Here is a 12,999-nt window from a genome sequence, read left to right on the forward strand (position 1 = left end):
TTAAAAGGAAAAGGAGCGTAATATCAGTCCTCCTATAATAGCTCCGGCAATAGGCGCAGCAACTGGAATCCAGCCATAGCCCCAGTCGGAGCTTCCTTTATTTGGGATCGGCAAAATGGCGTGGGCGATACGGGGGCCAAGGTCGCGGACCGGGTTGATCGCGTAGCCGGTGGTACCTCCCAGAGAAAGACCGATGCTCCACACGAGCATACCAACCAGATAAGGTGCTACGCCCGACGGAATACCGCCTCTTTCGGGATCGGAAGTACCTGCGTAGCCGATCGCCACAACACCGACGATCAATAAAACAGTTGCCAGGAACTCACTCAGGAAGTTTGCGCCGGTCGAGCGGATTGCGGGATCAGTGGAAAAACAGGCCAGTTTTGCGCCTGCATCCTCAGTTGCTTTCCAATGCGGCAGATATTGCAGCCAAACCAATATCGCTCCTAAAAATGCCCCGATCAGTTGTGCCGGAATGTAGCTGGCCAGCATGCTGTAATCGTTTCGGAGCACTGCCAGGCCGACGGTGACAGCAGGATTCAAATGAGCTGCTGCACTTCCGAATGCATTTGCAGTGAAAATACCTATCATCACCGCAAAGCCCCAGCCAGCGGTAATGACAATCCAGCCGCCACTTTCACCTTTCGTTCTTTTGAGAACAACATTGGCGACCACGCCGTTGCCAAGTAGAATTAGGACCATGGTTCCGACTAACTCTCCAATGAATGGTGAAGGTTGCATAAGGTATTGTTGGATAAGGTTTGACGGGCGAATATGCGAATAGTTTTAAAAATTCGGAGCCCGATACCAAAAAGAATATTTCGTATCCGTTTTACCATTTTGTGACCGTGAATTCCACTAACTTTGCGCGATAATCAATTTCTGTATTGAAAATCATGTCTTTAAATCAGCTCACAGCGATTTCTCCGGTTGATGGCCGTTACTATAAACAAGTATCAGAGCTATCAACTTATTTCTCCGAATATGCCCTTATCTATTACAGAGTATTTGTCGAAATAGAATACTTCATCGCGCTTTGCGAGTTACCGCTGCCTCAGTTATCAGAATTTGACAAAAAGAAATATCCTTTGCTTCGCAAGATCTATGAAGATTTCAGCGAGGCGGATGCACTGCATATCAAAGACATTGAGAAAGTGACTAACCACGATGTAAAGGCGGTTGAGTACTTTATTAAGGAGCAATTCGAAAAATTGGGAATAGAAACCTATCAGGAATTCATCCATTTCGGTCTTACTTCCCAGGATATCAACAATACGGCGATCCCGCTTTCATTAAAGGATGCGCTGGAGCGGCAGATCAAGCCTCTTTTCCGCCAGGTACTTTTTGTATTGAAAAGAATGTCGATCGAGTGGAAAAATGTGCCGATGCTTGCATTCACACACGGTCAGCCGGCTTCACCTACACGCGTTGGAAAAGAGTTTCTGGTATTTGTGGAAAGGTTAGAGCGGCAGCTGGAAATGCTTGATAAAATTCCCGCCTCTGCTAAGTTCGGCGGGGCAACCGGAAATTTCAATGCGCACCACGTGGCTTATCCGAAGCAAGATTGGATGGCTTTTGCCAATCATTTTGTGGAAGGTCTGGGTTTGAAAAGAAGTAAGCATACGACCCAAATCGAGCATTACGATAACCTGGCTGCTACTTTTGACTGCCTGAAAAGGTTGAATACCATTCTGACAGACCTGAACCGGGATATGTGGACTTACATTTCCATGGGTTATTTCAAACAAAAGATCAAGGCCGGGGAAGTAGGCTCGTCGGCGATGCCGCACAAAGTAAACCCGATCGATTTCGAAAATTCAGAAGGTAACCTGGGACTTGCTTCCGCATTATTTGAACACTTTGCTTCGAAACTTCCAATATCTCGCTTGCAACGTGACTTGACGGATTCGACGGTCTTGAGAAACATAGGTGTTCCCCTTGCACACCTGGCCATTGCACTTAACTCGCTGATAAAAGGACTGGGTAAGGTGGAATTAAACGGTGAAATGCTAAAATCTGACCTCGAAGATAACTGGGCGGTAGTATCAGAAGCAATCCAGACGATCCTGCGCCGTGAAAGCTATCCAAAACCTTACGAAGCATTGAAGGAATTGACCCGCACAAATGAGAAGATCAACCACGATTCTATTTCCCGCTTCATCGAAACGCTGGACGTTTCCGAAAAAATCCGCGAAGAATTAAGGGCGCTGACGCCGTACAATTATTTGGGAGTGGTGGAGGATTAGGTGGTTGGCTATTGGCCGTTAGCTATTAGCTGTTAGGTTTTAGCTTTTAGTTTTGGTGCTGTCAATGCCAAAGCTAAAAGCCAATTGCTAACAGCTAACAGCTAACAGCCAAAGGCCAAAAGCTAAAAGCCCTAAAAACCATCATCCACACTTCGAAGAACCGCAATCTTTGCAGGTCAGACAACCTTCCTGGTACATCAGATTGGTCGAATTACAATTCTGGCATTTCTGTTTGGCCGCGTCGGTACCATCGGGAATATAGCGTTTCAATGCCCGAGCCACTCCGTTTTTCCAGGTATTGATCGCTTCGTCCAGCTGCAGGCTTCCGATCAGATCAACAACTTTCTCAATCTGCATTCCGTGACGCAATGTGCTGGAAATCAGCTTGGCGTAGTTCCAGTATTCGGGGTTAAACTTGTGAGACAGACCCTCTATTGTAGTCTTATAGCCCCGGGTATTTTTATATTGAAAATCGTATCTTGAGGTACCATCGCTTTCGCGGTTTTTAATAATCAAACCTTCATTTACCCAGCGCGGGATAAGGATTCCGTCTTCATCATCGGCAAAACCCGTGAAAATCTCATAAGGTCTGCCATCGATCGTGCCGATGAATGCGATCCATTTGTCTTTTTTATTCTGAAAACGGACTACATCAGCTTCCAGCGTCTGCGGCCTTTCAGTCGGGAAAGGGGTTGGCGCGTCGGTTTTAGTTTCCTTTTTTTCTTCGTTTGAAATAAGGACACCCGATCTGGAACCGTCACGGTAAACCGTAACTCCTTTACAGCCAGCCTTCCAGGCTTCCATGTAGCATTCACCTACCAGCTCTTCGGTTACATCATTCGGCATATTGATCGTCACACTGATTGAATGGTCCACCCATTGCTGGATCGCTCCCTGCATTTTTACCTTTTTCAGATAATCTACATCATTGCTGGTCGCTTTGTAGTAAGGTGATTTTTTGACCAGGTCGTCAAGCTCTTTTTGGGAATAGTTTTTCGTCAGATCGTGTCCGTTTACTTCCATCCATTGTTTGAAACGATGGTGAAAAACGACATATTCTTCCCACGAGTCGCCAACTTCATCCACAAAATCCACACGCACATCCTTGTCATTCGGATTTACCTTTCTCCTTCTTTTATAAACCGGCAGAAAAACGGGCTCGATACCCGAAGTGGTTTGCGACATCAGGCTCGTGGTGCCGGTAGGCGCGATGGTTAACAGGGCGATATTCCGGCGGCCGTATTCCAGCATTTCATAGTAAAGCTGCGCGTCGGCGGCTTTCAGGCGCAGGATAAACGGATTGTTTTTCTCTCTTTCCGAATCAAAAATGGCAAATGCGCCACGCTCTTTGGCAGTGTGCACAGAGCCGCGGTAAGCTTCCAATGCAACGGTTTTGTGGATTTCAACTGCAAAATCATTTCCGGCGTCGCTTCCGTAGCGCAGCCCCAATGCAGCCAGCATATCACCTTCCGCAGTAATGCCAATACCGGTCCTCCGCCCTTCCTGCGCCTTTTTCTGAATGTTCAGCCAGAGATTTTTTTCTACCAGCTTCACTTCATCACTTTCCGGATCGGCGTCGATTTTTTGAATGATCGCATCGATTTTTTCCAGTTCGAGGTCGATGATATCGTCCATCATGCGCTGGGCGGCGGCGATATGTTTTTTAAATAAAGTCCAGTTGAAACTCGCTTTGTCAGTAAAAGCATCATCCACATAGGAAAACAAATTGATCGCCAGCAAGCGGCAGGAATCGTAGGGGCATAACGGAATTTCGCCGCAAGGGTTTGTAGAAACGGTTTCGTAGCCCAGATCGGCGTAGCAGTCGGGCACAGATTCGCGCGTGATCGTATCCCAGAACAATATCCCCGGCTCCGCCGATTGCCACGCATTGTAAACGATTTTTTTCCAGAGTACCGTCGCATCAATGTCCTTTACATGCGTCGGATTGGCGCTTTTGATCGGATATTGCTGTTTGTAAGTTCCCTGCGATTCAACCGCTTTCATGAAGTCGTCATCGATCCGCACCGAAACATTCGCGCCGGTAACTTTCCCCTGCTGCATTTTGGCATCGATAAAATCCTCAGAATCAGGATGCCGGATCGCTACCGAAAGCATTAATGCGCCTCGCCGACCGTCTTGCGCAACTTCCCGGGTCGAATTTGAGAAACGCTCCATAAACGGCACAATGCCCGTGGAAGTAAGCGCTGAATTTTTAACCGGAGAACCTTTTGGACGAATATGCGAAAGGTCGTGGCCCACACCGCCCCTTCTTTTCATCAGCTGCACCTGCTCCTGGTCGATCTTCATGATGCCGCCATACGAATCGGCAGCGCCATTATTTCCAATCACAAAGCAGTTGGAAAGCGACGCGATCTGGTAAGGATTACCAATGCCGGTCATCGGGCTGCCTTGCGGGATGATGTATTTGAAATCTTTAATAAGGTCAAAAATCTCAGTCTCACTCAGTGGGTTCGCATATTTCTGCTCCACTCTGGCAATCTCCTTCGCGATACGTCTGTGCATATCATCCGGGGTAGCTTCATAAATCGCCCCAAAAGAATCTTTCAGCGCATACTTATTTACCCAAACCCTGGCGGCCAGATCGTCACCTTTAAAGTATTGAAGGGAAGCCTGATATGCTTCGTCGGACGTGTAAGTCCGCTCGGATTGGGAAGACTGAACTGTTTCCATGTGAGTATATTTTTAATAGGATTGAGAGGCTAAATGTACAAAAATCAAAACACCTATATCAGGAAAATTTAACAAAATGTTAACAAAAGTACAATTATAAAATACTAATAGACAGAAAATTAGCGATTTGCGTTTTTAAAAAAGTTTACAAAAAAAATTATTGGCGGGTAAATAATTTTAATTTATATAAACAAAAAAACCGGCTCGAAAAGAAACCGGTTTTCCAGAATACTATGGCGAAATTTTAACTTGGAAGTTCTTGAATTTGAATGTTAAACAACCCTGGTAACCGTGCTTCCCAGCAATGCCGGCCACTCTTTCAGCTCGGGAATACCCGGTTTTCTTTTTCCAAAAAACTGGTTGAACATAACTCCCTCTTTGTCGATCAGTTCAATGCCGGTTACGATTCCGTCTTCCGTTGGCTTGCGGACGATCCAGGCTTCGTCGATCGCGTCTTCGCGCAAATGCAGGTTGAACTCGGGATCCATGATATTCAGCCAGGGCCCCATGACGAAAATCTTGCTGATCGGGCCGGTGTGGATCTGGATGCAATTGGGGTTGGAAACAAAAACCATAATCGGAAGTCCGGAGGCTGAAACCGCGTCGAAAACGGGCTTCATGCTGGAAGGCGTGATCTGGTATGCATATCCTTCCGGCGCGTAGCGTAACGCCTGCTTTCTCGACAGCTTGTATTTGCGGAGCAGCGTGAAAAAGTCATGCGTGTCTTTCAGCGCAAGCCACTCGGACTGGAATGCGGCTACGTCGACTTCCGGCTGGGTCTCAGGCTCCGGCGCCTTCTCTGGTTTCTGGCTAATAAATAGGTTAACATCCTGATCAGCAGCCTTATATTTTGCTGCTAATGTATCGTAAGCTTCTTTGTTGCTTTTTTCGGTGAGGTAAATTTTATGGGCAGCTTCCCCGAAGCTGTTGAAAAATTGCAGACTATGACGGTCGTTTTCCGACACAGCGAAACCGAATTTCCAATCTCCCAAAAACAACCTCAGATCAATATCCTCGCCCAAAGCAAGTCCGACGTGGTTATTGAAAGAAACATTTTCATAAACACCTTTCCGCTCATGCACGACGTGGTCGTTGCGGGTAAGCGCCATCACGTGCCCCAGTGAACCTACTTCCTTGATCAGCTCACGGAAATCGCCGTCTAGCAGGGTAGCAGTTTCACCAATCCCGATCGCAACCAGCTCAGCTTCACTGGTATTCAGTTGTTTGGCAGCGTCGCGAATCCGCGTCTTGGGGTTGATTACCTTAAATTCTTCCCAACGTTCTTTGAGTTCAGTTCTGTCTGGCGAAAGGGTTGATTTCATTGTCATATTTTTTTAAATGTGATATTATAACTGCGCAATGCCCGATAATGCCGGCGCAACATTTGGTACGATGATCGGAAATTGAATATGCTCGGAATGTATAATCTGCACCGCCAGGCCGAACGCTGCCTGAATATTGGTCTCCGTCAGCACTTCCGAAGGTGAACCGATTGCGAAATTTTGTCCGTTTTTCAGCATTAAAACTTTGTCTGCGTATTGCAAAGCCTGGTTCAGGTCATGGATTACTGCGACAACCGAGAAACCTTTGGTAGTCATTTCTTTCGCCAGCTGGAAAGTTTCAAACTGATGCAACAGGTCCATTCCGGTAGTAGGTTCGTCGAGCAGCAACAACCCTTTATCGACTTCCCAGATCTGCGCCAGCGCCCTTGAAACCTGCACGCGCTGCTGCTCGCCGCCGGAAAGAGTCGGGTATAACCTGGATTTCAAATGGGCAATACCCACTTTTTTAAGGCACATATCAACAATGGCAAGATCACGCTGCGTCGGCTCGGAATCGTAGAAAGGATATCTTCCCATTAACACGATCTCCTGCACCGTAAATGAAAGCGTGATCGTATTCTGCTGCGCGAGCACCGCCCGTTTTTTCGCCAGGTCCCGCAGTTTATACTTTTTCAGGTCCTTCCCGTCGAAAGTAACCGAACCCGAAGTAGGAGCCAGCTCAGAGGACAGCATTTTGATCAGCGTAGATTTACCTGCGCCATTTGCGCCCACAATCGCCCAGAATTCCCCGGACTTCACCTGGAAGCTTACTTCATGTAAAAGCTTGCGGCCCCGAATTTCAAAACCCGCCTGGTTGATCTCCATCATCGTCTGTTTCGTTTTTGTTCCCAAAGAATATAGATGAAGAATGGAGTGCCCAGCAGCGAGGTTAATATGCCGATCGGCAGCTCGGAGGGCGCTACGATTGTTCTTGACAAAGTATCTGCCAATGTCAATACAATAGCGCCGCCTATTGCGGAGCCCACGATCAGCGTTTTGTGACTTGGGCCAAATGTTGTGCGTATAATGTGCGGTACGATAAGACCGACGAAGCCGATCGTACCTGCAACTGCGACGGAAGCGCCTACGCCTAATGTCGCGAGAATGATCACTTTTTGTTTGAGCGCTTTCATATTCACTCCTAAACTAGCCGCCTGACTTTCGCCCAATACCAGCAGATTTAATGCTTTGGATAAATAGGGCATGAACAGAACAGATATGGAAACGAAGGGCAAAACAGCCAGAACGGAAGTCCACGTGGCGCCGCCGAGACTGCCAAGGTTCCAGAACGTAATGCTTCGCAGTTGCTGATCGTCAGCCAGATAGGTCATTAATCCGGTAATGGCGCCTACAAATGCATTGATCGCGATACCACAAAGCAGCAGGGTGGTAATGCCGCCTTCGCCGGTTATTTTGGACAATTGATATACTAAAAATGTCGTGAATGCTGCGCCGAGAAATGCGACAAAAGAAATGCTGTAAGCGCCGCCTAGTTCGGTGAGCATTGCGAAATATCTGGCATTCAACATCAATACGAAAACGGCAAAAAGCGCCGCCCCGGAAGTAACACCTATTAATGTGGAGTCGGCGATGGGATTTCTGAAAAGTCCCTGCAACGAAGCTCCTGCAATACCCAGCCCCGCCCCGATCAATACTGCGAGGCAAACCCTCGGTAACCGGATCACCCAGAAAACGATCGATTTCTGCTCTTCTACGCTCGTTTCTTTGATGAAGCCTAATTTGAACGCAATAATGTCGGCCAGCTCGCGCACAGAAATCGAAAGTGCGCCGGTACAGGCTGAGAAAACGACGCAGGCGAGTAATATAAAGCCGAGTATCCACGCCATTTTCCCCGTTGAGGAAGGCAGGAACAGCCGCGCTTCCACGACTGGCTTTTCAATATCCCGTTCTTTTTCGATTTCAGCGAGCATGCCGGTTAGTTGACTTTTTGTGATAGTTCCAGCGCCGCTTTTCCGAGCCGCGGCCCGAAACCAGTCAGAAACTGTCCATCCATCGTGACGATTTTTCTATTTTTACCCGCATTGGTACTGGCAATACCCGGCACCTTCAGCAACCCGTCCATTCCTTCCAGACTTTCCAAACCACTTGAAAATAAGACTAATACATCGGGATTGGCAGTCACAAGCGACTCTGCTGTCAGGGGTTTGAATTCTGTAAAACCCTGAATTGCATTTTTGTGGCCGGTGAGCTGGAACATTTTATCGAGCGAAGTGCCTGTTCCTGAAACCATCAGGGTGCCGGTTCCGCGGGCATAAATGAATAGTAACTTTTTGGGAGATTTGGGTGCCGGAATTTTGGCAAAATCATTTTCCAAAGCTTTCACCATTTTTTCAGCCTGCGGTTTTGCATTAAAATAAGCGCCTACTTCCCGGATCAGTTTAATCGCGCCTTCCTTTGAGTACTCTTGCTTGAACTCCACCATTTTCTTGCCCGAACCCGTCAACTGTTTCAGGACTGCGGGAGGTACCATACTTTGATTGGTGTAAATAATAATATCCGGGTTCAGCGCGAGAATACCCTCTGCTGCAATACTGCGATTGTGCCCGATCTTCGGGATCTTTTCGAGAGATGCCGGGTAAGTACTTGTCACATCCACGCCCACGATTTGTTTTTCCAGGCCCAAACCCACCAAAATTTCACTCAGCGTACCATTTGTCGACACAATGCGCGCCGCAGTTGCATTGATTTTAATGCAAAGTGTAAATAGGGCTATAAAAGTTAATGATCTGAAAGACAAAGGCATTGCAGCACGTTATTTTTTATAAGAGAATATTTTATCTACTTCCAGCACGATCAGCGCTTCCTGGAATAACCGCTTCACCTGCTCGATTTCTTCGTTGTTGAATGAAATCATAAAATTTGGGATCGGCGAGGGCAGCATGTAGTTTTTTCCATTTGGAAGCGGCTCTTCCAGTTTGTGAAAATGAAACTCTTCATACAAAACCGACTGGAACCCGCGCAACCCGTCTTCACTGAAAATGAAGAGAATGTTGCCAAAAGCGAAATTAAAATGGTCACAACAATTGCATTGCCCGATATAGCCGCAGTCCGACTGGCTCAGAATCCTCAATGAATTAGGTGAATGCGACTCGTCCCTCATAGCCTGATCATTTGCGCCGGAACATGCTTCCGAATTTAATTTATACGAACGGTTAAGCGCAAATATAGGGCATTAATTTAGACCAAGTATAAATAACTAATAAAAAAATGCTTTGCCGTGATCGAAACCCGGTGGTGGAATTTTTATTATTGTAAATTCATTTCCTACCTAATCCTTACTATCCGCTGATTTTGAAAAAGTTATTTACCAATCTTACCTTTTGGGTATTGGCTGCGATCACCGGCGGCGCATTGCTGGGCCACTACGATCCGGCCCGGGGGGTACAGATGGAATTCCTGGGCAAGGGTTTTATTCAGATCGTCAAAATCTTCATCAATCCGATCATTTTCCTCACAATCACGCTGGGGATCATTGGAATGGGCGATTTGAAAAAGGTAGGTAAAGTAGGAGCCAAGGCACTGCTGTACTTTGAAGTTGTGACTACGCTGGCCTTAGTTGTCGGAATTATCGTGGCCAATATCATCCAGCCGGGGCAGGGCGTGGTGACGAGCAATCTGGGTAAAGGCGATATTTCCGCTTATACTGGTAAAGTAGACGATTTCAGCTGGCTGCAATTCTTTTTAGATAATGTGACTTTGCAGGTTTTGCTCTTTTCGCTGGTTTTGGGGACGGTTTTAAGTAAATATTCGGGGAAAGACAAAATTATTCACTGGCTGAATTTTGTGTCCAAATACGTTTTCCGCGCCTTGCACCTGGTGATGATCTTTGCCCCGATCGGTGCATTCGGCGGCATGGCTTACACGATCGGTAAATATGGTATCGACACGCTTTTACCACTTGCCAAGCTGATGGGGACGGTTTATGCGACGATGGCAATATTTATTTTCGGGGTTCTGGGGTTGATTTTGCGGATGTACAAAATCCAGCTTTGGTCTTACCTGAAATACATCCGCGAAGAGCTGCTGATCGTGCTGGGCACTTCGTCTTCCGAAGCGGCTTTGCCTTCTTTGATGGTCAAACTCGAAAGAATGGGCTGTTCCAAACCGGTAGTGGGGCTGGTCGTGCCGGCGGGATATTCCTTTAACCTCGACGGAACGACGATTTATCTTTCAATGGCTACGATTTTCCTTGCGCAGGTATTCAATGTACATCTGACTTTTGGACAGATATTATCGCTGATCGGTATTCTGATGGTCACTTCAAAAGGCGCCGCCGGCGTGACGGGGAGCGGATTTGTGGTACTGGCGTCAACATTAACTGCGATCAAAGTGATACCTGTGGAAGGTCTGGCGCTGCTCCTGGGCGTGGATCGTTTCATGTCCGAGGCCCGCGCGATCACCAATTTTATCGGCAACGGCGTCGCGACGATCTGGCTGGCCAATAATGAAAAAGAATTTGACCGTGCGAAAATGGAATATGCTTTTGCGAATGTCAAGGAAACCGAAAATATGGTCACCGATAACCTGTCGGATGCAACCCAGCCGGAGCAAACGAAGTTGTAGTATTAAGATTTTCGTTAATTTGATATACGCAAATAAAATCATCAACACGCATGAATTACAGAGACTATATTTCCGCCGATTATCGGGTAATGCTGGGGAAACCAGTATTAACGGGAACCCGTTTATCTGTCGAACTTATCTTGCGAAAATTGGCTGAGGGAGCTACTTTCGATGATCTGACAAGAATGTATCCTGACCTTCCGACTGGATCTATTCAGGCAATATTACAATATGCGGCTGATCTTGTCGAGAATGAATAAAGTCTTGATTTAGTTAATACAATCCGTTCAGGATCCTTTGAATAAACCACAAACATTAAATTTGAATATCCACAAGTAGTACATATTATGATTGAGCAAGAAACGATACATATACCAACCCGGGCGAGCCGGGTTTTTATTGGGGAAGAGTTTGATTTGAAGAGCTGGGACGATGTGCAGCCGCTTTTTGAAAATTTGCAAAACCGCGAAATCAACTCCTCGGAAGATCTGAAACAATGGTTTTCCGACCGAAGCGAAATCGAATCCTATTTGTCAGAAAATTTCGCGTGGCGCTACATCCGCCAAACCTGCGACACCGCCAACACAAGCCTGATCAATGCACTGCAATTTTTTATAACCGAAATACAGCCCAAGCTGGCCGAGTACGGCAATGTACTGGATAAAAAAGTAGTAGACAACCCATTTTTAAGCGAGCTGACAGAGCCCGGTTTTGCGATCACTTTGCGGGGCATGAAAAAAGCAATCGAGATTTTCCGCGATGAAAATATCCCGATCATCACCGAAATGCAGACTGAGGAGCGTCGCTACGGAGCAATCGCCGGTGCGATGACTGTGACGCTGGACGGTGAGGAAATGACATTGCAAAAAGCTTCCGACCGGCTTCAATCCACCGACAGAAGTGCGCGCGAAGAAGCGTGGCGGGCGATCAGCGAGCGGCGGTATCAGGACCATGACAAACTGGACGAACTCCTGAATTCGCTGGTTACGCTGCGAAACAACGTTGGCCGGAATGCTGGTTTTGCTAATTACCGCGACTATATGTTCGCGGCAATGGGCCGTTTCGACTACACGCCACAGGATTGTTTTGATTTTCACGGATCCGTAAAAAAGGCGGTTGTGCCCATTTTGAACAATATGGCAGCTGCGCGAAAAGAGTCACTTCAAGTGGACGCATTACGGCCCTGGGATACCAAAGTGGATCCGAAAGGTTTGCCCCCGCTGAAACCATTTGCGACGGGAGAAGAGCTTTTGAACAAAACAATCCGCTGCTTCACGCGCCTCGATCCGTTTTTGGGCGATTGTCTGAAAGTGATGAAAGCGATGAACCACCTCGACCTTGAATCACGGAAAGGCAAGGCACCGGGAGGCTACAATTATCCGCTCGACGAAATCGGTGTGCCGTTTATATTCATGAATGCAACCTCCAATCTGCGGGATATGGTAACGCTGTTGCACGAAGGCGGTCACGCCGTGCATTCGTTTGTGACGCGCGATCTGGCGTTGAATTCCTTCAAACATACTCCTTCGGAAGTGGCGGAACTGGCATCGATGTCGATGGAATTGATTACGATGGATTTCTGGGATGAGTTTTTTGAAAATGAAAATGATCTGAAAAGAGCCAAGATCCAACATTTGGAATCGATTATTGAGACGCTTCCCTGGGTAGCTACGGTAGATAAATTCCAGCATTGGATGTATGAAAACCCTACGCATACCGCCGAGGAGCGTACAGCGGCGTGGACTCGGATCTATGAAGAATTTACAGATTCGATCATGGATTGGAATGGCCTGGAAAATTTCAAAAAGTACCTCTGGCAACGTCAGCTGCACATTTACGAGGTGCCATTCTATTATATCGAATATGGGATCGCGCAATTGGGGGCGATCGGAGTTTGGAAGAATTACCGCCAGGATCCTGCCGCCGGCCTCAAAGGTTACCTCGACGCATTAAAACTGGGCTATACCGCAACTATCGGTGAAATTTACCAGGCGGCGAATGTGCCTTTTGATTTTTCCGAAAAGAATATCACCGAACTCATCCGGTTTGTAAGTGATGAATTGGACGCGCTGAAAAAATAGTAATCCATTTGCGTGCCTGATTTGGTGGTTATGAAAATGGCGGTTATTTTTGCGCGTAATACTATTGAACTGTCA

Annotated in this window: 11 protein-coding genes; 4 read left to right on the top strand and 7 right to left on the bottom strand. The window is 47.0% G+C overall.

Annotated features, from left to right (window positions below):
• The gene (locus FXO21_RS11520; protein WP_149640206.1) at positions 1 to 741 is read right to left on the bottom strand and encodes an MIP/aquaporin family protein; all 741 of its coding nucleotides are present in this window, start codon (positions 739 to 741) and stop codon (positions 1 to 3) included.
• A 155-nt stretch (positions 742 to 896) separates the two neighbouring features.
• Between FXO21_RS11520 and purB the strand changes: the two genes are divergently transcribed.
• Positions 897 to 2,246: an adenylosuccinate lyase gene (gene purB, locus FXO21_RS11525; protein WP_149640207.1), complete on the top strand. Its 1,350-nt coding sequence runs from the start codon at positions 897 to 899 to the stop codon at positions 2,244 to 2,246.
• A gap of 141 nt (positions 2,247 to 2,387) precedes the next feature.
• Here the strand turns inward: purB and FXO21_RS11530 are convergent, their stop codons facing one another.
• The 6 genes from FXO21_RS11530 to FXO21_RS11555 all read right to left on the bottom strand — a co-directional run bounded on the left by FXO21_RS11530 (position 2,388) and on the right by FXO21_RS11555 (position 9,380).
• Positions 2,388 to 4,937: an adenosylcobalamin-dependent ribonucleoside-diphosphate reductase gene (locus tag FXO21_RS11530; RefSeq protein ID WP_149640208.1), complete on the bottom strand. Its 2,550-nt coding sequence runs from the start codon at positions 4,935 to 4,937 to the stop codon at positions 2,388 to 2,390.
• A 272-nt stretch (positions 4,938 to 5,209) separates the two neighbouring features.
• Positions 5,210 to 6,259 carry a hemin-degrading factor gene (locus FXO21_RS11535; RefSeq protein WP_149640209.1) on the bottom strand — a complete coding sequence of 350 codons (1,050 nt, stop codon included), beginning with the start codon at positions 6,257 to 6,259 and terminating at the stop codon, positions 5,210 to 5,212.
• Between the two features lie 24 nt (positions 6,260 to 6,283).
• Entirely contained in the window at positions 6,284 to 7,087 is an 804-nt protein-coding gene (locus FXO21_RS11540) for a heme ABC transporter ATP-binding protein (protein ID WP_149640210.1), read from the bottom strand.
• Positions 7,084 to 8,190, bottom strand: a complete 1,107-nt coding sequence (locus tag FXO21_RS11545; protein ID WP_149640211.1) for a FecCD family ABC transporter permease — start codon at positions 8,188 to 8,190, stop codon at positions 7,084 to 7,086. The genes FXO21_RS11540 and FXO21_RS11545 overlap by 4 nt, the downstream gene beginning before the upstream one ends.
• Before the next feature lie 5 nt (positions 8,191 to 8,195).
• Positions 8,196 to 9,023 carry a heme/hemin ABC transporter substrate-binding protein gene (locus tag FXO21_RS11550; RefSeq protein ID WP_149640212.1) on the bottom strand — a complete coding sequence of 276 codons (828 nt, stop codon included), beginning with the start codon at positions 9,021 to 9,023 and terminating at the stop codon, positions 8,196 to 8,198.
• Positions 9,024 to 9,032: 9 nt separating this feature from the next.
• Positions 9,033 to 9,380 (bottom strand): DUF6686 family protein, encoded by a 348-nt coding sequence (locus tag FXO21_RS11555; RefSeq protein WP_149640213.1) that lies wholly within the window; start codon positions 9,378 to 9,380, stop codon positions 9,033 to 9,035.
• Positions 9,381 to 9,571: 191 nt separating this feature from the next.
• Here FXO21_RS11555 and FXO21_RS11560 point away from each other — a divergent pair, with 191 nt between their 5' ends.
• From FXO21_RS11560 to FXO21_RS11570, 3 genes are all read left to right on the top strand, one after another.
• Positions 9,572 to 10,843 carry a cation:dicarboxylate symporter family transporter gene (locus FXO21_RS11560; RefSeq protein ID WP_149640214.1) on the top strand — a complete coding sequence of 424 codons (1,272 nt, stop codon included), beginning with the start codon at positions 9,572 to 9,574 and terminating at the stop codon, positions 10,841 to 10,843.
• Positions 10,844 to 10,893: 50 nt separating this feature from the next.
• On the top strand, positions 10,894 to 11,103 hold the full coding sequence (locus FXO21_RS11565) for a DUF433 domain-containing protein (protein WP_149640215.1): 210 nt from the start codon (positions 10,894 to 10,896) through the stop codon (positions 11,101 to 11,103).
• Positions 11,104 to 11,190: 87 nt separating this feature from the next.
• Entirely contained in the window at positions 11,191 to 12,924 is a 1,734-nt protein-coding gene (locus FXO21_RS11570) for a M3 family oligoendopeptidase (RefSeq protein ID WP_149640216.1), read from the top strand.
• The last annotated feature ends 75 nt before the right edge of the window (positions 12,925 to 12,999 follow it).

The organism is Dyadobacter sp. UC 10, from assembly GCF_008369915.1.
Classification (GTDB): Bacteria; Bacteroidota; Bacteroidia; order Cytophagales; family Spirosomataceae; genus Dyadobacter.

Coding starts and splice junctions, on each gene's coding strand:
- FXO21_RS11520 (WP_149640206.1), bottom strand. CDS start 741: ATGCAACCTTCACCATTCATTGGAGAGTTAGTCGGAACCATGGTCCTA.
- purB (WP_149640207.1), top strand. CDS start 897: ATGTCTTTAAATCAGCTCACAGCGATTTCTCCGGTTGATGGCCGTTAC.
- FXO21_RS11530 (WP_149640208.1), bottom strand. CDS start 4,937: ATGGAAACAGTTCAGTCTTCCCAATCCGAGCGGACTTACACGTCCGAC.
- FXO21_RS11535 (WP_149640209.1), bottom strand. CDS start 6,259: ATGAAATCAACCCTTTCGCCAGACAGAACTGAACTCAAAGAACGTTGG.
- FXO21_RS11540 (WP_149640210.1), bottom strand. CDS start 7,087: ATGATGGAGATCAACCAGGCGGGTTTTGAAATTCGGGGCCGCAAGCTT.
- FXO21_RS11545 (WP_149640211.1), bottom strand. CDS start 8,190: ATGCTCGCTGAAATCGAAAAAGAACGGGATATTGAAAAGCCAGTCGTG.
- FXO21_RS11550 (WP_149640212.1), bottom strand. CDS start 9,023: ATGCCTTTGTCTTTCAGATCATTAACTTTTATAGCCCTATTTACACTT.
- FXO21_RS11555 (WP_149640213.1), bottom strand. CDS start 9,380: ATGAGGGACGAGTCGCATTCACCTAATTCATTGAGGATTCTGAGCCAG.
- FXO21_RS11565 (WP_149640215.1), top strand. CDS start 10,894: ATGAATTACAGAGACTATATTTCCGCCGATTATCGGGTAATGCTGGGG.
- FXO21_RS11570 (WP_149640216.1), top strand. CDS start 11,191: ATGATTGAGCAAGAAACGATACATATACCAACCCGGGCGAGCCGGGTT.